We start from the raw sequence: 21884 nt of genomic DNA on the forward strand, positions 1-21884 counted from the left end.
GTGAGTGTTACTTAAGGTCAAACAGCCTAAACATTTTGAACACCCGCTTTAATCAAATGATTGCGAATTATAAAGGATATAGTAAAATTGAATCAGGTGAATAGTCTTCCCTTCTACGAGTAGAAGGGATTTTTCATATGTCGATACTGGCTTGAGGGGAAAAGTTAAATGGAGCGAAATGCAGCAAGCGGCAACAGGCAAAACACGCAGGAACTAGAAGTAAAATTAAGAGATGTTGAAAATAAATTTCGCACAATAATGGAATCGATCAATGATGCGATCGTCATTGCCAATAGCGAGATGGACATTATTTCATGGAACAGCGGGGCTGAACGGCTATTTGGGCATAAGAAAACCGAGATCATCGGAAAGAAGCTGACAGTCATTATGCCGGATCGGTTTCAAGAGGCACACAAAAAAGGAATGACTCGATTTTTACAAACGAAAGAGCCGAAAGCGATTGGAAGAACGGTGGAGTTAGTTGGGAAGAGAAAAGAGGGAACCGAATTTCCGTTAGAGCTTTCAATTGGCACATGGGAAACGGATGATGAAATTTACTTTAGCGGCATCATCAGGGATATAACGGAACGGAAAAGGGCTGAGGAACAAATCAATCAAATGGCTTATTATGATCCGCTTACGGGTTTGCCGAACCGAAGGCTGTTTGAGGATCGCCTGTTAATCGCGCTCGAGCAGGCGCAGCGTGAAGAGCAGGAAGTTGCGGTTATGTTTATCGATTTGGACCGTTTTAAATTCGTCAATGATACGTTAGGGCATGCATTTGGAGATGCATTGTTAAAAGAAGTCGCTAAAGCGTTGTTGCGCTGTTTGCGAAAAGGGGATACTGTGTCGAGGCAAGGAGGAGATGAATTTTGCCTATTGCTTCCGGCAGCTGCCCAGGAAGACATTGCTACAATTTCTGAGCGTATTCTTTATGTGTTCTCAAGCCCATTCCGGATAGAAGACCATGAAATCTTTATTACACCAAGCATTGGAATCAGCCTTTATCCCCATGATGGCGCTGATCCATATAGTTTGATGAAAAACGCGGATACGGCACTGTACCGGGCGAAAGAGTGTGGAAGAAATACATTTCAGCTTTATACAGCAGCAATGAATGACTCGATCACGAAGCGGGTGGCATTGGAGAAAGAACTTCGCAAGGCTCTGGAAAAAAAAGAGTTCGAGCTTCATTTTCAGCCACAGGTAAATATCGAAACCGGAGCATTAATAGGATTTGAAGCATTATTGCGCTGGAGGCATGGACAGCGCGGAAATATTCCACCTGATCAATTTATTCCATTAGCTGAAGAAACCGGGCTTATAATCCCGATTTCGGAATGGGTGCTCCGGGAAGCGTGTAAACAAAATAAAGATTGGCATAACCGTGGTTTTCCACGTGTTCCTGTCTCCGTCAATCTTTCAGCTATTCATATGAAAGCGCATAATCTTGTCGCTACCATTGCGCAAATTTTAAAAGAGACCAATTTGGATCCGTGCTATTTGGAACTTGAAATTACGGAAAGTGGCGCAATGGAAAATGCGCGGGAGATTGTGGACAAGCTGCGCCAATTAAAAGATATGGGAATAAAAATCTCGATTGATGATTTTGGAACGGGCTATTCATCTCTGGGCTATTTAAAACGGTTTCCGATTGATACATTGAAAATTGACCGGTCCTTTATATGGGACTTAGAAGAAAGCGATACCGCCGCCATTATGAAAACGATTATCGCACTTGCACAGAGCTTAAAGCTTAAGGTAATTGCAGAAGGAGTGGAAACTGAAGAACAGCTTTCCTTTTTGCAAGACCACCTGTGTGACAGAGGACAAGGGTATTTCTTCAGCAAGCCATTGCCGGCAGATGAAATTGAAAAGAACCTCTTCAATTATACGAGAAGTTGGACTTAGCTTAACGGGCAGTTTTTGAATAATTTCAAAACTGCTCTTTTTTTTATAAATTATTTTTTTGAATGTTTATAAATTGTATAAGTTATAGAAACAAAAGACATTTCCCGACAAAATACGGGAAATAATATAGTCAGGTTAAAACGGTCTCCTTTTCTTGGAAAAGAGGTTGAATAGTTATACAGCACAAGGAATTTATCTATCAATTTTCCGAACACTTGGAAGAAATAGCATTTTTCAAATTCGACAAAAGGTGATAAAATACAACTACGCCATTATTCAATAGCGTTTTCATTGTAAGCGTATACAACCCAACCTCTAAAAAACATCAAGGAGAGATGGTATGAATACATCAGGAAATCAACAACAAGAATTAAAACGGAGCATGAAATCAAGGCACTTGTTTATGATCTCCTTAGGAGGGGTCATCGGAACGGGGCTTTTTATTAACACAGGAAACACCATTCATGAAGCAGGGCCGCTCGGAGCGATCCTATCGTACATGGTCGGCGGCTTCATTATGTTATTAACGATGCTTTGCCTTGGTGAATTAACAGTTGCGATGCCTGTATCAGGTTCGTTTCAGGCGTATGCAACAAAGTTTATCGGAGCGCCGACAGGATTTGCCATTGGCTGGCTTTATTGGCTTGGATGGGCGGCTACGGTTGCGCTTGAATCATTGTCGGCCGCCGGGCTAATGAAACGGTGGTTTCCGGATTCGCCAATTTGGGTCTGGTGTTTAGTCTTTATCGGGCTTTTGTTCCTATTGAATGCCTTATCGGCAAAAGCTTTTGGTGAAGCGGAGTTCTGGTTTGCCAGCATTAAGGTGCTTGCAATCATTCTGTTCATCGTTCTTGGCGGGGCCGCTATGTTCGGGCTGATCCACATGAAAGGCGGACAAGAAGCTCCAATGTTTTCTAACTTTATGTCAACAGGCATTTTGCCAAATGGAATACATGGTCTATTAATCACAATGCTCGGGGTTAACTTCTCATTCCAGGGCACCGAACTCATCGGGATTGCAGCTGGTGAAAGTGAGAATCCGGAAAAGACGATTCCAAGGTCCATCCGTCAAACGGTTTGGCGCACATTATTTTTCTTCGTTCTTGCTATTTTCGTAGTGGCAGGGATGATTCCGTGGGAAACAGCGAACGGAATTGAAAGCCCTTTTGTCGCTGTATTTGATAGTATCGGTATTCCATATGCGGCTGATATTATGAACTTTGTAGTGTTGACGGCTCTTTTATCTGTAGCTAACTCCGGTCTATATGCTGCAACAAGGATGGTTTATTCTTTATCGAAAGAAAAAATGACAAGCCCTGCGCTTGGAAAAGTTAACAAAAGAGGGGTGCCAATGAATGCGCTTCTTCTTACACTGGCAATTGCTTGTTTATCACTTCTTTCAAGTTTTGTAGCGGCTGATACCGTTTATTTATGGCTTATCTCACTCGCTGGATTAGGCGCGCAAATCGGTTGGATTGCTTTAAGCGCATCCCAACTGGCATTTCGCAGACATTATGTGAAAAACGGCGGAAAAGTGGAAGACCTTAAATTTAAAACGCCGTTATATCCGTACTTGCCAATGCTTTCACTCATCTTGAACTTGCTTGTGATGGTCAGCATGGCATTTGATGCAGATCAACGCATTGCCTTATACTGCGGGGTTCCGTTCTATTTAGCATGTTATTTCTACTATCGCTTTAAAACGAAAAGAAATGGTGTAGAAGAGCCATCTGCAGTTAACCAAAAAATCATTTAGCAAAATGACGTCTGGTTCCACATTCGGAGCCGGACGTTTTTTTATAGGAGTATTGACAGTTATTTTAATGATATATAGAATTATTAATGTCATTAACTTTAATGCTTAAAAGCGTTTAAGCAGTTAGGCGTTTAAGTATAAAATAGTCCAGACATCTTAGAAGGGAGCCCACTTATGAATAAGCGGATGAATTTGCCGACGGTTCTAGTAATGTTTGCTTTATTATTTATTGTTATGTTCTCGAGTTTAGTATTTTTAAAAGTCGACCCTCATATCCCTTTATTATTTTGCCTGATTGTTTTAGGTACAGCTGCCTCTTTTTTCGGAGCAAGCTGGAAAACGATTGAAAAGGGTCTTTTAAACGGAATTAATACCGGATTACAGCCTATGCTTATTTTGTTTATTATAGGGTTAATGATCTCAAGCTGGATGATGAGCGGTACGGTTCCGACTTTATTATATTACGGCATTGATGTGATTCGCCCAGAATGGTTTGCCTTAAGCGCTCTATTTATTACGATCCTTGTTTCTACATTTACTGGAAGCTCCTTAACGACAGTCGGAACGGTTGGCGTTGCGTTAATGGGAATTGCGGGGGTCATGCATGTGAATCCGGGTTTGGCGGCTGGAGCCATTGTTTCCGGTGCTTTTTTCGGAGATAAAATGTCGCCGCTTTCCGACTCGACGAACCTGGCGCCCGGTATTGTCGGCGTGAATATGTTTGATCATATCCGGCATATGATGTGGACAACGGTCCCGGCGCTCTTCGTCACAAGCATCATTTTTCTCTTTATGGGCCACGGTGTTACTAACGGAGTGGAAGAACTATCGAATTTGAAGGAATTGAAGCAAACATTGGGGGCTCATTTTCCAATTAGTCCGTTTACATTAATTTCGCCTTTTATTGTCATGGTGCTGGCTTACAGGCGGTTTCCGATTGTCCCTACACTATTGGCGGGTGTTCTTTCTGCAGTGATTACAGCGTTTGTTCTTATCCCGGACATGACAGCAGCGAAAGTGATGACCGTTTTGCAAAATGGAATGAACCTTGAGACAGGGAATAAGGCCGTGGATCAAATTGTGAATAAAGGTGGATTGCAATCGATGATGTGGTCGATTTCCTTAATCGTGATTGCTCTTGCGCTTGGCGGTTTAATTAAAGAACTTGGCATGTTTGATCTCATTCTTAGCCGTTTTAGCCATGCTTTAACGAAACCGGGGTCTTTGATTGCGGCTACGGCCTTATCCTCTATTGGAGTCAACCTTCTTGCGGGTGAGCAATATTTGTCAGCTTTATTGCCGGGACAAGCGTTTAAAGACGTTTACAAAAAAGCAAATGTGCCGTTAATTAACCTATCAAGAACATTGGAAGATGGGGGAACGCTTATTAACCCGTTAGTTCCGTGGAGCGTATGCGGCGCGTTTATTGCCTCAACATTGGGAATATCGGTTTTAACCTATCTACCATATGCTTTTTTCCTTTACTTGTCACCATTATTTACGATGATTCTGGGGTTTACAGGAATTAGCATTTACCCCAAAAAAAGATCTTATGAGGAAGAAAAACAAGGCGTTGCGTGATGCAACACCTTGTTTTTATTTAAGCGGAATATGTTTGCTTTGTAAAAACTCTTTCATGTACAGCCGCGCAGGATTGGTTAATTTCACCGCAATTTGTTCTGTCCAGCGATCTTTCCGTTTTCCACCTGTTCGTTCATTGTAGTAAGCTGAAATGACATCATTATATTCGGTGAGCTGTTCTTTTAACTGATCCTTATCTTGTAAATATTCCTCTTCGTGATAAATGTTTTCAAATGGCAGCCGCTCTTTCGTTCCAACTTTTTTATCGGGAAAACCGACGGCAAGCCCGAATAAAGGAATAACGCGATCCGGTGTTTTTAATAGTTCGGATACTTCAGGTAAATGGTTGCGAATGCCGCCAATAAAGCAAATGCCAAGTCCCATGGATTCAGCGGCGATCGCTGCATTTTGGGCGGCAAGGGCGGCATCGATTAAACTAACCATAAACATTTCCGTTGACTCCAGAGACTCGCTTACATCTTTAGAAGCCAGGCCTTCCATCTCGGCAGCAAGCAAATGGCGATGGAGATCCGCACAAAAGATAAAGAAATGCCCGTTTTTCGCGACATAAGATTGATTTCCGGCAAGAATGGCGAGCTTTTCTTTTTTTTCAGGGTCCTTTACCCCGATAATCGTATAAGCTTGAACAAAACTGGAAGTCGAAGCAGCCTGAGCACTTTTTACAATCGTCCGGATTTGTTCTTCGGAAAGTTGTTTTTCCTGGAAAGAACGAACAGAGCTATGTGCAAGTAATGTTTCAATGACAGAATTCATTATTTCATCTCCTAAACGTTTTGGGTTTAGTGTAGCTTATCTACGAGTTTACATTCAATGATTTCATCCTGGCCATCTAAAAATGAATGAATAGAGAAAAAAGCAAAGTGAAAATCCCGGCAAGGACGACTGAAAGGCTGGCAATGGCTCCTTCTTCCTGGCCATATTCCAGCGCCATAGCTGTTCCGGTCCCATGCGCTCCCATACCGAGCAACAGGCCTTTTGAAATTTTATTATGGATCTTGCCATATTTGATTAATAGCGGGCCAACGACAGCTCCGACAAGTGCTGTAAATAAGACAAAGACAGCGGTCATCGTCGGAATGCCGCCAATCGTTTGTGAGACGGTCATTGCAATTGGCGTTGTAATGGAACGGGGAATGAGGCTATTAATCATTTCTGGCGTCAAATGCATCCATTCTGCTAAAAACATCGATGTTGTCATCGCAAGTAGCGATCCGCAAAGCAAACTGACGATGATTTCAATGGCGTATTGTTTAAGCAGCCTTGCATTTTTATAAAGAGGAACGCTAAACGCGACTGTCGCCGGCTGAAGCATGTCTGTTAAATATTTTGCGCCGGCATTGTAATGTTCGTACGAAATATGGAAAACGATAAGAAGTGTACATAAAATGGCCGGCGTTAATAATACGGGCGAAAAAATGAGCAGCCGTTTGTAAGAATAGCATTTTTGCGCCACCCAAAATACGACGATCGTAACTAATAAACTCAATATTCCGATGATCATAGTGCCTTTCCCTTTCTTTTTCTAATTAATTCTGCAATCCATCCGGTAGAGGCCATGACGCATATTGTACTGAAGCTAATGACAACAAATAAACGCATGCCGCTAGACTGAATCACATCTTTATATTGAATAATTCCAACCGCTGAAGGGATAAAAAATAAAAGCAATATGGCCAGCAACCAATTTGCTCCATCCTCAATCCACTTGAGCTTAATCATTTTACATTTTAAGCAAAGCAAGACAAGGAAAATGCCAATAATGCTTCCAGAGATCGGGAGATGTAAATAGGAGGAAATTCCGTTTCCTATGATTGAAAATGCAAATAATAATCCAATTTGGAGTATGATGTTCAATAGTTTTTTCATAAAATAGTCACCTTCCGTTAATGAGTGTACAGGATGAAATGATATAGGTAAAATACATATTTGGAATGGTTTGTATTGATTAAATCTATATCGAAGGAGGCAGTGATTTGGACATTCGCCATTTAAATTACTTTCTTGAAGTGGCAAGGCAAAAAAGCTTTTCGAAGGCTTCGGAAAAACTGCATATTTCACAGCCAACCATTAGCAAAATGATTAAAGACATGGAAGAAGAATGGGGGGTTTTGCTTTTCGAGCGTCTGTCAAAAGGCATTCAATTGACGGATGCTGGAGAAATCGTTTATAAACAAGCACAAAAAGTAGTAGAAGCATTCGAAAATCTCATGCATCCACTTGAAGATCTTGTGAATTTTAAAAAAGGGACGATTAAGATCGGGCTGCCTCCAATGATTGGCTCGAATTTTTTTCCGGCGATTCTTGGAAAATTCCAAGCTCAATATCCAGGAATATCTATACATTTAGTGGAGGAAGGATCGATTAAAGTAGAGGAAAAAGTGATGAGTGGCGAGCTTGATGTTGGCGTTGCGTTGTCCCCTGTCCAAAAAGATGTTTTTCATACGTTTACATTTGTGAAAGAAGAGCTTCGTTTAGTCGTTCATAATGGGCATCGATTCGCTGGCAAAACGAAAGTTGCTTTAGGTGAATTAAAAGATGAATCCATTATTTTGTTTCGGGAAGATTTTGCACTTCATGATCGAATCATTCAAGAATGTATTCGTTCCGGGTTTAAACCGCATATTATGTACAGAAGCTCGCAATGGGACTTTATTAGTGAAATGGTTGCTGAAGGTCTTGGTGTTGCTTTTCTGCCCGAACCGATTTGCCGTAACATTCGTTCGAAAAATGTTCAAGTGATCAAGCTTGTAAAACCGACGATCCCATGGCATTTGACGATGATTTGGAAAAAGGATAAGTATCTTTCTTTTGCAGCCAGAGAATGGCTAAAGTTCACGAAAGAATTGCTGTCCGGACGACTGGCCGATTAAACTGGAGCTAGCTTGCCGGCTCCGCCCAATTCCGCGTCTCTAGATCAAAACAAAGCCACTTTAACAACTTAATTATGGACAAGCCTGAATTTTGTTGTATAATGAACATATATATAAGGGAATAGAATAATAATATAAAAGACCCACGGTGTAGCGAACCAATGGGCCTTTGTACAATAGGCATGTTGCCCTTTAAAAGGGGCAGCTCATAACAAGACAAGGATAATAAACCACCTGGCTTGCGAGGCTCAAGGGTGGTTTATTTCTTTTGGTTAAATGTCAATATGGCTATGAGCAGCATTCCGAAACTTAACATTAACGAAATGGATTCATAGTCTGACAAGCGCTTCACCCCCTTTCTACCGGGGAGTGAGCCGCCACCCTTGAGGAGCTTCTATTGTACCTTATCATTATACCAAAAAAACAGTGATCTTAAAGCAAAGTCTTCATTATTTTTGGAATTTAGTGTTTTTTTGTAATGAAAAACGCCCCCTGATATAAGGAGACGTTTAATACCTGCCGATGTTTTCTGTATCCATTTGAAGGCCGGGCATTCCCGGAACCCAGTTTGCCGGCACTCCGGTCTGGCTGTTTTCCCCAAAGATTAAGGCTTGCTGAAGGCGCAATATTTCATAAGCATTCCTTCCGACTTCAGAAGGGTAAATTTGCTTGCTTGCGATTGTTCCTTCCGGGTTAATAAAGACAGTGGCTCGAAAGGATGCGCCGGTCTTTTCATCCAAAACGCGGTAGGCTCTGCTGATCGCCTGTGTTCGATCGCTAACGAGTGGGTATTGAACGGTTCGCGCCTTTGGCGAAACGTCCTTAAACACTTTATGGGCAAAAACACTGTCGGTACTGATTCCTAAAATCTCCGTTTGAAGCTTTCTGAATTCGTCATATAAAGCAGCGACCGCTGCTAATTCTGTCGGTCAAACGAACGTAAAATCGCTGCCGTAAAAAAATAAAATGACCCAGCTTCCGCGATAATCTTCTAAATTCACTTTTTTTATTTCTCCGTTGACAAAAGCGGGTGCTGTAAAAATAGGGGCGGGGTCATCAAGTGTAGCATGAAAAGGCTGGGTATGATCAGGGTAAAGTTGATTCACATACACTTTCGGCTTATTGTGATGGCTCATTCGTAAACCTCCTTTCTATAAAGAGGCTCTTTTTATAATGAAATGTATGATGTGTACCTATTGATTATCATATGAAGTTAGATGGTTCTTTGTAACAAAATAAAGTCCAGCGTTAACTTAGAACACTGGACTTGACAACTATTAATGGCCACAACCGCAGCCTTGATGATATCCCGGATAGCTTCCCACACCGTAACCGGGAGCAGCCGGATAAGCGGGATAGCTTCCTGCGCCGGCATAACCAGGGTATGCACCAGCCCCGATTCCGTATCCTCCAGCCCCGTAACCGGGATAAGCCCCGTAACCGTACCCTCCCATGCCCATGGCAGATCCGGCCGGACCATAAGGATACATTGAAGCACCATAACCAAATGGCATAAATTGACGTTTAGACATGTACTCTCATCCTTTACTTAGCCTCTGCTTTGTGAAAAATAGCCCTTTACATAAAATGTATACGATTCATGTGAATGGGCGGCAAAAGGCTTTCTTAGAAGTGTTTCTTGCATATATTTACAATATGTCAATTAAAAAAAGGTTGTACAAGACATCTATCCGTAGGCAGTTAAAAAACGGACGTATGCCCCTGCAGTTTATCATTTCTTAAATCCCTCCTGTTTCAATTGCAGCCAGATGGTGAAAGTTCACCATTGGGCAGTAACGGAATAGTATGGTTAAAGGGGGGCGTGATGATATTGAACACCAGTGAAATTCAAAATGAAGAAAAAGCCATTCGATTTGTTCAACGCAATATCGATATCATTACCGCTGTCTTATTACTGACCGGACAAATTACCATTATTGGGGTTTTTGTAACGCCAGGGGGATTTCGGCTTACAGTTGGCGGACCACTCACGGGTGCGAGCCGGCTTGAAAGTAAATCTGGAAGTAAAACGGTGAATGCCATCGTTGATGTAATCGATATCATTCTGGCGATATTATTGATAGCCGACCAAATTAATGTCAGGGGCACCTTTCTTACGTCTAAACGTTTCACTCTCAACATTGGCGGGCCGATTACGGGGGTGCCGAGTACTGTACCAGACACCCCGGATTTAAAAGAGATTCTTACGGATTTTAAAGTGATATCAAAACATTTTTATATTGATCAAGAATTGGTGAATCAGTTGATGAAGGAGTGAGTGCATTGGCTTTAACAAATATTCCTACGATTAAGCCGCCAACGGGTGCGATTTTTATAGCAGCGTTATTGCTAGTCATCTTTGTCTTTTTCTTTTTGCAGCCCAAACCTGGCGATGGCGGTGGGGTGTAAGTTTAGGGAAAATCCCCCTTTGAACTGGTGGTAAGGGGGATTTTTTAGAAGCATCACTTCGCTCCTCGCCGGTTTAATCTAAAATGAATAGTTGTCATATCGGAAAGAGTTTTTTGCTTTTGCCAAAAGCACTCATTTACGCAATCCTTTCGGGTAAAAGTTTTTCAATATTCCTTTCGTTTCCTTTCCCCAACCAAGAGGAAAATTTTCTATCGTTACCGCCATCCAGCCCCGGTCCTTTCCTGTTTCCAATGTTTCTCCACGCAAATATTTTTTCCAAGCGTCGTCATCTGGATGAAATGAGCAAGAGTATTTAAATTCGTCTGGACGTAAAGCGTGGGATAGTGCATGGTTTGGTTCAAATCGGTTTTTCTTTAGTTCTCCAAGATGAAGACCTGGACGGACCACTTTCATTCCTTCAAGTGACGGACAGTTTTCTGGCAGGGCATAAAGTTGGTTTTTAAAAGCCAGAATCGTTCGAGATATAGATGTCGTTAAATAATTTTTTTCAAATATGCGGAAATCGTTTAACTGGGATTTTCCAACATTGGAGCTGGCATAACGTCCGTTCCACTCTGGTGTTGATCCTTCTTTTTTAAGCCTGGCGACAAAATGTCCTTCTCCTTTGACAAAATGAGGCCAGAGGCGTGCTGTCATGCTAATGTCTGTAAGGTTTCCCTTTGTCCACTCGGGTACACCACATTTGATGCCGTCCTGTTTTTCAATTGGAACGAGCACCATATCAGGATGTTCATTTAAAAACGTTTCGATCGTTTGCTCATTTTCTTCTGGTGAAAATGTACAAGTGGAATAAACAAGTGTGCCGCCTTCCTTCAACATATGATAGGCAGAGTGTAATATGTGGATTTGCTGATGAGCACTTGCTTCAACATGCTCACGGCTCCAAAATTGAATGGCTTCCGGATCCTTTCGAAACATGCCTTCACCCGAACAAGGAGCATCGACAAGGATTTTATCAAAAAAACCGTGAAACTTCTCTGCTAGTCGTTCAGGGGTTTCGTTTGTAACGATACAGTTTGTAATTCCCATCCGTTCAACATTTTCACTTAATGCTCGTACTCGTTTTGGGTGGATTTCATTGGCAATAAGAAGCCCTTTATTTTTCATCATTCCCGCAAGCTGTGTCGTTTTCCCCCCGGGAGCGGCACAAAGGTCGAGAACCCGTTCATGCGGTTTGGGGGAAAGCGTCTCGGCGACAAACATCGCGCTCGGTTCTTGAATGTAATAAAGGCCGGCATGATGAAACGGATGTTTTCCTGGCTGAATATCGTCATTATAATAAAAACCTGTTGGACAAAATGGAACTTCTTCTAAATGATAAGGGAAAAGTTCCTTAAACGCATTTACCGTAAGTTTTAGCGGGTTGACGCGCAATCCGCTTGTTTTTTTATTTTCATATGTAGAGAGAAAAGCCTCTGCTTCATCTTTTAATCGTTGGTTCATTCGCTGTACAAAATCGTCAGGTAAATTCAAGTAAAGTCCCTCCATTCATTCTTCATTATTATAATTTGACCTACTCCCACGGTCAAAGCCACAAGCTACTGTCATAGGCAATAGTAGGATTCTAACCGTGGTTGCTTTCTCACAAACATCCAACTTACTTTCTCCCAGAGAAGAAGCAGCGGTCAGACTTGGGTGAGCAACACAAGATGTCGGAACACGACTTCCTGTGGGCAAGGTCAGTGCCTACTACGCCATCCTTCTGGCGATACTTTTACACCGTAGTTGATTATGGTTATTCTTACTTAGATAGCGTTTGTACCAGACCGGTTGTTTAAATATGACTTCCAGCTGGGTGTTTACTTCCATCGGGTATCTCTTCCGGGCGATATTTTGGGCACCGTTGACGTCCCGATGGATTTCTGTTTTGCGGACAGAACATTTGAATGGACGACCATTGGTTTTATGTCTTCCATGACAGAACGGACAAGTTTGGGACGTATAGCTTTCTTCCGTTTCTTCCACTTTGATGCCTTTAAGCTTTGCCTTATACGTTAGCTTTTGTTTAATCTTTCCCTGGTTCCAAAGAGAAAGCTGTTGCCTTCTGACTTTTGTTGTTTTCGACTTTTTCTTTTTGTCTTTTTTTGTATTTTTCTCAATCCCTCCCACCCGTCCGATGACAAGATTCGTAACATTTTCCTTTTCTAAAAATAGAATGACTTCTTTCGTTGTTTTATGTTCGAGGTCTGCTAATTGGTTGCTAGATTTCTGGCGGATTCGTTTCTTTGCGGTATTGTATTTTTTCCATTGGCGGGAGCCCTTTTTACATCGGGACATTTTCTTTTGAAGGTTAGCCATCACTTTGGCGCGAAATTGAGAGATGCTTCGAATGGCACGTCCAGAGACGACGAGCGCTTTGTTTTCGGTCGCTACGGTGACGGCATGGATTTCCCCTAAGTCCGCTCCGGCAGGACATAAAGGTAAGGAAGAAAGGTCTTTTTCTTGTACTTTAATGGAATAATGAAACCAATAGGCACCGTTTTTCCAAACGATTTCAGCGTATTTACAATTTTTTAATGGTTCTTTTGCGAGGTTCGGAATGATCACTTGTTCATTTCTTTTCGGAAACTTCTCATTCCAGTTTTTCTTCTTCTTTTTTGTAACGAAGTCGACAAGAGACAGGCGATACTCTGCTTTTTTGATGCCGATCGTTTCGTCTGAAATGTCCATAGAGGCTTGTTTGAGCGGAATACAATAATAATACTTTTCTTTCCAGGGGTACTTTATTTTTTTATCTGACTTTCGTAGTTTTCGGGTCGTCTGGCGGTTGGCATCGTATTTATCGACTATTGCTTGAACAGTTTGGGAATGGAGATTATAGGAGCCTTTTCGTGCAGCTTGAATATCTGATTTACTGAGCCATTTTTTAAAGGTGAAGAAATAACTCGTTGCTTCCCGGACAATATCATTCCAAACCGAAGCCGCTTCACGTTGCATGTTTCGCAATTGTTTATAAATCAATGGATCATAAGGAATGCGAAAAGAATGGGTGACAAACATTTCGACTCACCTCCCTTTGGTTTTTCACAAGCCAGAACATATATTCGTATATGGTTTTATTCTACCATTGAAGTCGAAAAATTAGAACACTTTTTAATAAAAAAATAAACGGAATTTAGAGGTTGAACGTTTACAACCTATGACCACATCGAAGCCTCACGTTCATCCCATGCCTAAAGGCGATGGGCTTTCTCGTTCGGAAAATCTGTAAAAGAAAGACAATGAAAAACACCTGTAGTTTTTTCTACAGGTGCTAGTCATCTTCATTAATGAATTCTGGTTCAACATCAATATAATTGGTTGCTCTCTTCTTCTTTACATAAATTTTTAAAATTCCATTCCCAAAGGTTGCCCTTACATCATCCTGTGAAACCGGAAAAGGCAAAGGAATGACTCGTTCTGTACGTCTTACCGCCTGGCTGAATTGTGAGAAATTTGTTTTATCATTTACCAATTCCGTTCCATCACTAGCGTGTGCCATGATACGAATCGCCCTCTCAAGTACTTCTAGATGAATATGGTCACGGTGGTAATCGGGTAATTGCGCTTGAATGACGTACGTGTCTTTTGATTCATAAACATCTACGGGAAAAGAAAGTTTTTCAATCATATGATTATATTGCTGGAAACTTTTATCGATGAATTCTTCTAATGACTTGATCCAGCTTGAAAGAGATTTATCATTAAAAAACGGTGATAAAGGTCCTTCAGACATTCATTCATAACCTCCTTTTCTTATTTGGCGGGGCTTCAAGGAGCTTTTATAAATCGCTAGAATCCGCCTGGAGTATTGGCGTCAGCTGCATCGGTATCAATCGTGTTCGTATTGCTGACAAAAGATATTGTTTGAAGGAAGTCACCGGTACACGCTGCACCGGAACCTGTATACGTTTTTGCGGTACTCTTCGGGTTAATTAACAGGGTGTCTCCAAAGTTAACGGTTCCATCCCCAACGGATGTAATTTTAATTGGTGCAACAATAAGTGAAGGCAAAAGTAACTCTCCTCTCGTAATTTACTTCCAATACATGACCCAGGATATTCTTTACTTTAGATGTATGAGAATGATGCGGAAAACGTGTAACGATAATAAAAAAATAAAGTAGTATGAACACCCAAAAACAAATGAACATACGTTAGAACTAAGAATGAAAAAAGGATGTTTTATATGCCTGCTATTGTTGGATCGATAAAATTAACGGTTATTTCTACGAGCGGGGTAATGAACATTGGCGATGTGCAATACATTACGCCAACAAGTTATTCAAAGATATTTGCGGGGTCGGGCTCTTTCGTGACCGGTTATAATATCGACGTGAAAAATGGACATAACGTAACGTATACAATTGATAATAATGAAATTGATGACTCCATTATCGGTGATGGCCTGTAAGATTGCTCTCTTTAAGTTTTATGCAAATTTATTTGGAATGGGGCATAAAACTTACTAAGGAGATGATAATGATGGCTGATGGATATAATTTTTACCAATATATACAGCAGCTTCAGGCGATGGCTACAGCTCAGCAAGCAAAGATTGATGAATTGAAAAAGGAAGTTCATCAGCTCAGGGAAGAAGTCAACAACCTGAAACAAAAGTCGATGACTACGAAAATCGAGTATAAGTTCGATCAATTAAAAATAGAACGGTTGGAAGGAACATTAAACATAGGCTTAACGTCAGGAGCCGATGAAAAAGGACTGGTGGATGATTTTACGGTCAATGGGAAGACATTATCGGGAGAGGATTCTGTCGATCAGGTGACCGACGATGCATTTAACCAGATTAGCAGCCAGGTCGATCAATATTTAAATAGCGCAGGCCTCGAGGACTTAATGCAATTTGAACAACAGTATGGCCATCCGCTTGATGGGCCATACCGGCAATTTATTTTAACGGATATTAAAAAACAAATCCCTAATCGAATTTTAGAATATATGAAACATTTAAATCGGAACGATGAGGACTTCGTTTCCTCGATAGTTGAAAAAGTGAAAGTGGATATTAAAACTGGATTAGAGAACTTTATTAGAAATTTAAGGAATAACAGTACGGGGGGAGAAGACGATGAACTTTCAGGTGACAAATCGTGAAATCTCGGTTGGATCCATCCAGATGGTTGCGGTCACCGCAGCATCTGTTCTACTTATTGGCGACACCGATGACATTAATCTTGTCTCCTTTTTTGATACGCCTCCTGAATCATTAATTGTGGGACTGCCGCCGGTAAGCGCGCCGCGAGGGGAACATGATTAAACGTACTTCAGCAGTTGACCATATGAACATTGTCAATGTCACAAGTACAGCAGTATTTGAAGTTGGCGATAGCGAGACCATTAATAGCACAGCGTGGATCATGGCTTTTCAGTCCCCCGAGATGAATAATCAGGTGCAGAAAATCCCGGATTTCGCTCATTATAAAATATTTTCAAAGCCGAATCCCGTGCTACCAGAAGTGAAAAAGGTTCGGAAAATAACGTTTAACGAAGACCCTTTCATTCGAGTGAATTCGGTTACTATCGTTCTCGTTTCGACCTCGGCAACGCTTCATGTCGGTTCAACCAAAAGCATCCATTTACAATCAAGAACCATCAATGTAAGGATGCTGCAAGGCAGCCCTTCAGATTTAGTAAGCGATCCTTCGGGCGAAGGAAATGAATGAGGAGAGATAATATGAACCTCTTTGTCAATCAATCCATTGTCATTCATCAGCTGAGAGTGGACGGAGTGTCGAATTCTTCTGTTTTTCAAATTGGCAGTTCAGGGATGATTCGAGCTGTTGCAAATTTAGCGAATACAGGCGGGTTTACCGCTCCCGCACCACAAGTGGGGCAGCCACTCATTTCATTGCCAATAGGGGTAGGTGCTGGTGCCGGTAGCGGGGCAGCAGGAGCCGGAGCAGGAGCGGTTAGCGGCGCAGCTGGAGTCGGTGCAGGAGCCGGTGGAGCAGGCGCAGGCGCACGTCAAGAATAAAAATTTGGAGTGAAAAGGGGGGTGGATTATGCTCTATGGATCATTGGAAAAAAATGATGGAATGGAAACAGTATGCCGATCAATACCTTGGTCAAAGTTTTTTTGCTCCCATAACGCAAGAAAAACGAACAACGAATAATCCACCCGTAAATGTATACGAATCAGATAAAGAAATATTATGTGTATTTCGGCTTCCCGGAGTAGAAGGGCCAGATGATGTCGAAATTTATGTTGACATTCATTCCATAAAAGTTAAAGGGAGCACACATGTAAAAAAAGGGAAGTATCGGCCGGTCAATGAAGAATTTGCTACAGGCAGCTTTGAAAGAGAAGTCGAGCTTCCGTTCAGAGTTAAAAGTGAACCGGTTCAAGCGTTTTATAAAAAGGGCTTCCTGTATATTCGGCTGCAAAGAGTACAGGATAAGCAAAGAATGAAAAAAGTTGATATTAAAAGGTTTGAAGACTAAAGTTTTTTGAAAAAAAGAAGAGAATAGGCCCTCTTGTTAAGAGGACTATTCTTCTTCTTGTTTAATAGGGGGTTCTTCTTGATCAGTAATGCCAGTCGTATAGCCGATTTGATTTAAATCATATTCACTTGCAACTGTTCCACCGGCCATTCCTTCGTTAATCATTCGGTCAATATCGAGGTACAGCTGGTCACGCCCTTCATTTTCAGACCCTTTTTTCTCTTTCTTCATTTGCTTCCCTCCTTTTGGCTTTAGTATGTTCACTAAAGATAAAAGTATTAAAAATGGCGAATCAAAAGAAGGATACAATTTCAAGCATATGGTAAAATAAGTTTATGTTTTACATAATTCGAGGAGGAGAAATATGAATAACCACGAAATTGATTACAAGCTTTACGGAGATGATATGCAATTTGTCGAAGTGGAGCTTGATCCAGATGAAACGGTCATTGCTGAAGCAGGAGCGCTTATGATGATGGATCAAGATATCCGAATGGAAACGATCTTTGGCGATGGTACAAACCAGGGCGGATTCATGGGAAAATTATTCGGTGCGGGAAAACGTCTATTAACAGGCGAAAGTTTATTCATGACAACGTTTACGAATGTAGGTACAGGAAAAAAACACGTTTCGTTCGCCGCTCCTTATCCGGGGAAAATTGTTCCAATGGACTTAAGTGAATATGATGGAAAAATCATTTGCCAAAAAGATTCTTTTTTAGCCGCTGCGAAAGGAGTATCGGTTGGAATTGAGTTTCAAAGGAAAATCGGTACAGGGTTCTTTGGCGGGGAAGGCTTTATTATGCAAAAGCTTGAAGGAGATGGAATGGCATTTGTTCATGCCGGGGGAACCATTATCGAAAAAGAGCTCCAGGCGGGCGATATGCTCCGGGTAGATACAGGGTGTCTTGTTGCCATGACGAAAGATGTGGATTATAGCATTGAGTTTGTAAAAGGCGTAAAGACGATGCTGTTCGGGGGCGAAGGATTGTTCTTCGCAACATTGCGCGGTCCGGGAAAAGTATGGGTTCAATCATTGCCATTTAGCCGTTTGGCCAGCCGGGTAGTTGCCGCGATTCCTGGTTCAAAAGATGAAGGAAGCATAGCGAAAGGGCTGTTTAATATATTTGACGGAGATTAATAAGCAAAGGGCCTGTTTTTCAGGCCCTTTGCTTATTTTTGCTCCTCGATAGGATCAAGCGTTTCCTTATTAGCCTTTGATTTTTCCTCACCGCCCGCTAGAGGGCCAGTTGGAAGCTCGATCCCTTCTTTTTCAATTATGCTATGTTGAAGAAGCCCGATGAGTCGTTGGACATTTTGGTTAAGAATTTGGTCGCTTTCATTTTTCCGTTTCATAAACGACATTGCCTTGAAAATAAAAACAATTGTTAGGACGACCATGAACAAAAGTACAAGAATATAAACTATACCGATGAAGCCAAAAAATAGACCTGCAACTGCGTCTTCTGCTCTCATGAATAGTTCCCCCTTTTTTAAAATTAAAAGATATTTTTTATTATACAATACAATTTATGTAAAAACAGGACTTCCATTTTTCCATACCCATTTCTCTGATAAAATAATCGTAGAAATTATAAAAAGTGAGCAGGGATAAAAGATGAGTCTATTATCAGTTGAAAATGTAACAAAAAGTTATGGGGATAAAACGTTATTTGAACAAATCTCATTTACGGTGAGTGAAAAGCAGCGAATAGGCATTATTGGAGTGAATGGGACGGGAAAATCGAGCCTGTTAAAAATTATTGCTGGAATTGAGTCACCGGACAGCGGATCAATCATTCATGCGAACGATTTTCATATTGAATATTTACCGCAAACGCCTGAGTTCCCCGAAAACATGAGCGTGCTAGATGCGGTTTTTTATAGTGACGCGCCGCTTATCCGATTAATGAAAGAATATGAACAAGCGTTAAAAGCATTGGAAGAAGAACCGACAAATGAAAAACGGCAAAGCCATCTGTTTACCCTCCAGCAAAAAATGGATGCGATGGATGCATGGGACGCGAATACGGCGGCGAAAACAATATTGAGCAAACTCGGCATTGTTAACCTGACGCAAAACATTGCCGAACTATCAGGCGGCCAGCAAAAGAGGGTCGCTATTAGCCGTGCCCTCATCCAGCCGGCAGATCTTTTAATATTGGATGAGCCGACGAACCATATTGATAATGAAACTGTAGAATGGCTGGAAGACTTTTTAGCGAAATATAAAGGGGCGCTTTTAATGGTCACCCATGACCGCTATTTTCTAAACCGGGTGACGAACCGGATGCTGGAACTTGACGGCGGCAAGTTGTACAGCTATGAAGGAAATTATGAAATGTTTTTAGAAAAAAAAGCAGAGCGCCAGGAGAGAGAAGCCGCCTCGGAACAAAAAAGGCAAAATCTTCTTCGTCGTGAGCTCGCCTGGCTGAAGCGGGGAGCAAAAGCGCGGACGACGAAACAAAAGGCACGTGTAGAGCGGGTGGAAGCACTTCGTGATATGGAAGGACCGGCGAAAAAAGAGAAGCTCGATATGGCGATTGGATCGAACCGCCTCGGTAAAAAGGTGCTCGAAATCGAAGGAATATCGAAGTCTTATGGAGACCGGCTATTGTTTAAAAATTTCAGTTATATCGTCATGCCAGATGACCGCCTCGGAATTATCGGGAATAACGGAAGCGGAAAATCAACGCTGCTGAATGTATTGGCCGGTAAAATTCTTCCTGATTCCGGGCATGTCGAAGTGGGCGAAACGGTTAAATTAGGCTTTTATACGCAAAACAATGAAGAGATGGATGAGTCAATGCGCGTAATTGAATACATTCGTGAAGCGGCGGAAGTGATCCGAACGAAAGACGGACAAACGATCACTGCATCACAAATGCTTGAACGCTTCCTGTTTACCCCTGAGCTGCAGTGGACGTACATTTCCCGCTTATCGGGAGGAGAGAGAAGGCGGCTTTATTTACTTCGCATTTTAATGGAAGAGCCAAATGTTCTTTTTTTAGATGAACCGACCAATGATCTCGATATTGAAACACTTTCGATCCTGGAAGATTATTTGGAACAGTTTCCAGGGGCGGTTATTACCGTTTCTCATGACCGCTATTTTCTTGACCGGACGACAGATCATTTATTTGCCTTTGAAGGAAGCGGCGAAATCAGGCGTTTTGACGGAACGTATTCGGAGTATTTGGAATTGAAAAGGGAAAGAGAGGAAAAAACGGCCATTTGTCCGAAAGAAACCTCTACGAAGCCGGTTAAAGAAAAGCGAAAAAAGCTTTCCTATAAAGAACAAAAAGAATGGGAAACAATTGAAGATGAAATCGCCGCATTGGAAGATAAGCACGAGGAGCTAGAAAAACAAATTCTTGAAGCGGGTAGCGATTATGGCGTCATTGACGAATTATTTCGTGAGCAGAAGGAAGTAGCGGCTCAACTTGAGCAAAAAATGAATCGCTGGGCAGAGCTTTCCGAACTTGTTGAAGAAATTGAAAACAGCAAAATTTAATTTAAACCGCTTCGTTTTCGAGGCGGTTTTTTCTAAAAAACCAGGAAAGAAGACCTGTTTTTGGCGTATACCGACAAAAATCTCCTTTTTTCGCTGAATACTATTTGAATAGATTGCGAGGGAGGAGGTGAAAAAATGCGACTGACAAGCTTTCTTTTGTTTAGCTTGTTTATTGGTGCGGTATTTTTCCTTCCAACGGAGGCTTTCGCAAATGGGAATGGGCTTCATGGCAAGAACATCCCTGAAAAAATCGCCGATCAAAGAGTCCGCGGTTTAGAGAAAAAGCTGAAACCAGTAACTAAAAAAACACCCGGACCATCTGGGCAACAATTAAAGCAAAAAATTGAAAAAGAGACTCAAAAAATCGAAAAGAAAGCGATCCGGCGAAATGCCAACATTGTGAAAAGAAAAGTTTCGAAGCATGCATATAACATGCAAAATTCGACTCGCCCAAAGGAATCGAAGATAAAAATAAAGCCAAAACAAGAAGAGGATTTTCCTCTACATAATGTACGAAAAAAGGGCAAATCTCATCTTGTGAAAAAAAGAGATCATTTGACAAAGGCAAAAAGAGCTGTTTCAACTCATAAGAAACAGAAAAAGTGGAAACGGAAAATTCAGCCTGTACAAAAGAAAGTCGATAAAAAGGCGGCAGTTTATCCTTTAACTGAAAGGACCGTGACGGTTAGTAAAAAGGATGTCTCGCTAACAGATACAAAGAAAGATGAAAGCGGACATAAAGTCAAAAAGAATGGGCCGAAACGGAAATCAGTGCCGGAACGCGATACTAAACAGTCCGACAAGGCAGTGATTCCGTCTTCTTCTCAAGCTCCTTCTTCTGGTGAAGGAGGGAACACCGGCGGACATGGGTCTTTTTCTTTCCATTTGAAGGCTTTTATTTTTAATCATAATGCCCTGGAGGAAAATAAATTAATTCATCCTTTTGTGGCAAGGACGAAACAGCTTCGGAACCAATGGGTGAACGCACCGCCAACTAAACCGCCAAAAGCGCTTCTTACTTTTTCATTATAGTAAATTCTAAAAAATGAAAATTAAGGAGCGATACACTATGAAAAAAGTAAATCAAACACTATTAAAATCATTCGTATTTGCAGGGGTTTTATCGGTTTCCGTTTTCATCGGGGGTCATGCTGAGGCTGCCGGTCATAAAATGGAAAAGGCGGTTCAACATCATATGGCAACACATAAAGCCGAAGTCGCAAACCATTCTTCAAAAGCTGCTGAGAAAGTTAAAAAAGCGGCAAGGAAAAAAGCCGTTAAGCTAGAGAAAAAGGCAAAGAAAGCTCATTCTTCTCTTGCAAACAAAGTGAACTCAGAAGCAGCAGAGCATGCAAGCAAAG

The 21884-nt window shown here is 41.6% G+C and carries 27 protein-coding genes and 1 pseudogene; 16 read left to right on the forward strand and 12 right to left on the reverse strand.

The window, feature by feature from the left end:
• Positions 1-168: 168 nt before the first annotated feature.
• The 3 genes from H538_RS24610 (at position 169) to nhaC (ending at position 5248) form a co-directional block, all read left to right on the forward strand.
• On the forward strand, positions 169-1911 hold the full coding sequence (locus H538_RS24610) for a putative bifunctional diguanylate cyclase/phosphodiesterase (RefSeq protein WP_051291589.1): 1743 nt from the start codon (positions 169-171) through the stop codon (positions 1909-1911).
• 340 nt (positions 1912-2251) lie between these two features.
• On the forward strand, positions 2252-3667 hold the full coding sequence (locus H538_RS0119940) for an amino acid permease (protein WP_026679069.1): 1416 nt from the start codon (positions 2252-2254) through the stop codon (positions 3665-3667).
• Between the two features lie 174 nt (positions 3668-3841).
• Positions 3842-5248: a Na+/H+ antiporter NhaC gene (gene nhaC / locus H538_RS0119945; RefSeq protein ID WP_026679070.1), complete on the forward strand. Its 1407-nt coding sequence runs from the start codon at positions 3842-3844 to the stop codon at positions 5246-5248.
• A 15-nt stretch (positions 5249-5263) separates the two neighbouring features.
• Here the strand turns inward: nhaC and nfsA are convergent, their stop codons facing one another.
• From nfsA to H538_RS0119960, 3 genes are all read right to left on the reverse strand, one after another.
• Positions 5264-6022, reverse strand: a complete 759-nt coding sequence (nfsA, locus tag H538_RS0119950) for an oxygen-insensitive NADPH nitroreductase (RefSeq protein WP_026679071.1) — start codon at positions 6020-6022, stop codon at positions 5264-5266.
• 76 nt (positions 6023-6098) lie between these two features.
• Positions 6099-6770 carry a CidB/LrgB family autolysis modulator gene (locus H538_RS0119955; protein WP_026679072.1) on the reverse strand — a complete coding sequence of 224 codons (672 nt, stop codon included), beginning with the start codon at positions 6768-6770 and terminating at the stop codon, positions 6099-6101.
• A complete protein-coding gene (locus H538_RS0119960) occupies positions 6767-7135 on the reverse strand; it encodes a CidA/LrgA family protein (RefSeq protein ID WP_026679073.1) in 369 nt (122 codons plus the stop codon). Before H538_RS0119960 ends, H538_RS0119955 begins: the two co-directional genes overlap by 4 nt.
• 107 nt (positions 7136-7242) lie before the next feature.
• Here H538_RS0119960 and cidR point away from each other — a divergent pair, with 107 nt between their 5' ends.
• Complete coding sequence (gene cidR, locus H538_RS0119965; protein ID WP_026679074.1) at positions 7243-8139, forward strand: cidABC operon transcriptional activator CidR; 897 nt, start codon at positions 7243-7245, stop codon at positions 8137-8139.
• A 259-nt stretch (positions 8140-8398) separates the two neighbouring features.
• Here cidR and H538_RS27180 read toward each other — a convergent pair whose 3' ends face one another.
• The 3 genes from H538_RS27180 to H538_RS24625 form a co-directional block, all read right to left on the reverse strand.
• A complete protein-coding gene (locus H538_RS27180; protein WP_407636414.1) occupies positions 8399-8491 on the reverse strand; it encodes a putative holin-like toxin in 93 nt (30 codons plus the stop codon).
• 157 nt (positions 8492-8648) lie between these two features.
• Positions 8649-9275, reverse strand: coding sequence for a peroxiredoxin (locus H538_RS24615; RefSeq protein ID WP_245595285.1), 627 nt, complete (start codon positions 9273-9275; stop codon positions 8649-8651).
• Positions 9276-9416: 141 nt separating this feature from the next.
• Complete coding sequence (locus H538_RS24625) at positions 9417-9671, reverse strand: hypothetical protein (RefSeq protein ID WP_051291590.1); 255 nt, start codon at positions 9669-9671, stop codon at positions 9417-9419.
• A 293-nt stretch (positions 9672-9964) separates the two neighbouring features.
• On the opposite strand from H538_RS24625, the gene H538_RS0119990 reads away from it, so the two are divergent.
• Positions 9965-10417, forward strand: a complete 453-nt coding sequence (locus tag H538_RS0119990) for a hypothetical protein (RefSeq protein ID WP_026679075.1) — start codon at positions 9965-9967, stop codon at positions 10415-10417.
• Positions 10418-10422: 5 nt separating this feature from the next.
• Positions 10423-10548, forward strand: coding sequence for a hypothetical protein (locus H538_RS27000; protein WP_281172206.1), 126 nt, complete (start codon positions 10423-10425; stop codon positions 10546-10548).
• Positions 10549-10680: 132 nt separating this feature from the next.
• On the opposite strand, the gene H538_RS0120000 is transcribed toward H538_RS27000, so the two are convergent.
• From H538_RS0120000 to H538_RS0120015, 4 genes are all read right to left on the reverse strand, one after another.
• On the reverse strand, positions 10681-12042 hold the full coding sequence (locus tag H538_RS0120000) for an RsmF rRNA methyltransferase first C-terminal domain-containing protein (RefSeq protein ID WP_026679076.1): 1362 nt from the start codon (positions 12040-12042) through the stop codon (positions 10681-10683).
• Positions 12043-12258: 216 nt separating this feature from the next.
• Complete coding sequence (locus H538_RS0120005; RefSeq protein WP_026679077.1) at positions 12259-13569, reverse strand: RNA-guided endonuclease InsQ/TnpB family protein; 1311 nt, start codon at positions 13567-13569, stop codon at positions 12259-12261.
• 253 nt (positions 13570-13822) lie between these two features.
• Positions 13823-14284, reverse strand: a complete 462-nt coding sequence (locus tag H538_RS0120010; RefSeq protein WP_026679078.1) for an Hsp20/alpha crystallin family protein — start codon at positions 14282-14284, stop codon at positions 13823-13825.
• A gap of 56 nt (positions 14285-14340) precedes the next feature.
• Positions 14341-14562, reverse strand: a complete 222-nt coding sequence (locus H538_RS0120015; protein WP_026679079.1) for a spore germination protein — start codon at positions 14560-14562, stop codon at positions 14341-14343.
• A gap of 174 nt (positions 14563-14736) precedes the next feature.
• Here H538_RS0120015 and H538_RS0120020 point away from each other — a divergent pair, with 174 nt between their 5' ends.
• The 6 genes from H538_RS0120020 to H538_RS0120045 all read left to right on the forward strand — a co-directional run bounded on the left by H538_RS0120020 (position 14737) and on the right by H538_RS0120045 (position 17009).
• Positions 14737-14961, forward strand: coding sequence for a spore germination protein (locus H538_RS0120020; RefSeq protein WP_026679080.1), 225 nt, complete (start codon positions 14737-14739; stop codon positions 14959-14961).
• A 71-nt stretch (positions 14962-15032) separates the two neighbouring features.
• Complete coding sequence (gene gerPC / locus H538_RS24630; protein ID WP_051291591.1) at positions 15033-15662, forward strand: spore germination protein GerPC; 630 nt, start codon at positions 15033-15035, stop codon at positions 15660-15662.
• On the forward strand, positions 15637-15825 hold the full coding sequence (locus H538_RS0120030) for a hypothetical protein (RefSeq protein WP_026679081.1): 189 nt from the start codon (positions 15637-15639) through the stop codon (positions 15823-15825). The genes gerPC and H538_RS0120030 overlap by 26 nt, the downstream gene beginning before the upstream one ends.
• Positions 15818-16231 carry a spore germination protein GerPE gene (locus H538_RS0120035; RefSeq protein ID WP_026679082.1) on the forward strand — a complete coding sequence of 138 codons (414 nt, stop codon included), beginning with the start codon at positions 15818-15820 and terminating at the stop codon, positions 16229-16231. Before H538_RS0120030 ends, H538_RS0120035 begins: the two co-directional genes overlap by 8 nt.
• An 11-nt stretch (positions 16232-16242) precedes the next feature.
• A complete protein-coding gene (locus tag H538_RS26515) occupies positions 16243-16542 on the forward strand; it encodes a spore germination protein GerPB (RefSeq protein WP_051291592.1) in 300 nt (99 codons plus the stop codon).
• A 35-nt stretch (positions 16543-16577) separates the two neighbouring features.
• Positions 16578-17009, forward strand: a complete 432-nt coding sequence (locus H538_RS0120045) for an Hsp20/alpha crystallin family protein (protein ID WP_026679083.1) — start codon at positions 16578-16580, stop codon at positions 17007-17009.
• Between the two features lie 45 nt (positions 17010-17054).
• On the opposite strand, the gene H538_RS26520 is transcribed toward H538_RS0120045, so the two are convergent.
• Complete coding sequence (locus H538_RS26520; RefSeq protein WP_026679084.1) at positions 17055-17240, reverse strand: hypothetical protein; 186 nt, start codon at positions 17238-17240, stop codon at positions 17055-17057.
• A gap of 133 nt (positions 17241-17373) precedes the next feature.
• Between H538_RS26520 and H538_RS0120055 the strand changes: the two genes are divergently transcribed.
• Positions 17374-18150, forward strand: coding sequence for a TIGR00266 family protein (locus H538_RS0120055; protein WP_026679085.1), 777 nt, complete (start codon positions 17374-17376; stop codon positions 18148-18150).
• 32 nt (positions 18151-18182) lie between these two features.
• On the opposite strand, the gene H538_RS0120060 is transcribed toward H538_RS0120055, so the two are convergent.
• A complete protein-coding gene (locus H538_RS0120060) occupies positions 18183-18485 on the reverse strand; it encodes a hypothetical protein (protein ID WP_026679086.1) in 303 nt (100 codons plus the stop codon).
• Between the two features lie 142 nt (positions 18486-18627).
• Here H538_RS0120060 and H538_RS0120065 point away from each other — a divergent pair, with 142 nt between their 5' ends.
• From H538_RS0120065 to H538_RS26395, 3 genes and pseudogenes are all read left to right on the forward strand, one after another.
• Positions 18628-20523 (forward strand): ABC-F family ATP-binding cassette domain-containing protein, encoded by a 1896-nt coding sequence (locus H538_RS0120065; protein ID WP_026679087.1) that lies wholly within the window; start codon positions 18628-18630, stop codon positions 20521-20523.
• A gap of 135 nt (positions 20524-20658) precedes the next feature.
• Positions 20659-21555 (forward strand): hypothetical protein, encoded by an 897-nt coding sequence (locus tag H538_RS0120070; protein ID WP_026679088.1) that lies wholly within the window; start codon positions 20659-20661, stop codon positions 21553-21555.
• 37 nt (positions 21556-21592) lie between these two features.
• Positions 21593-21884 (forward strand): annotated as a pseudogene (locus H538_RS26395) (hypothetical protein); the annotation flags it as partial.

It is taken from the genome of Fictibacillus gelatini DSM 15865 (assembly GCF_000430745.1).
Classification (GTDB): Bacteria; Bacillota; Bacilli; order Bacillales; family Fictibacillaceae; genus Fictibacillus_A; species Fictibacillus_A gelatini.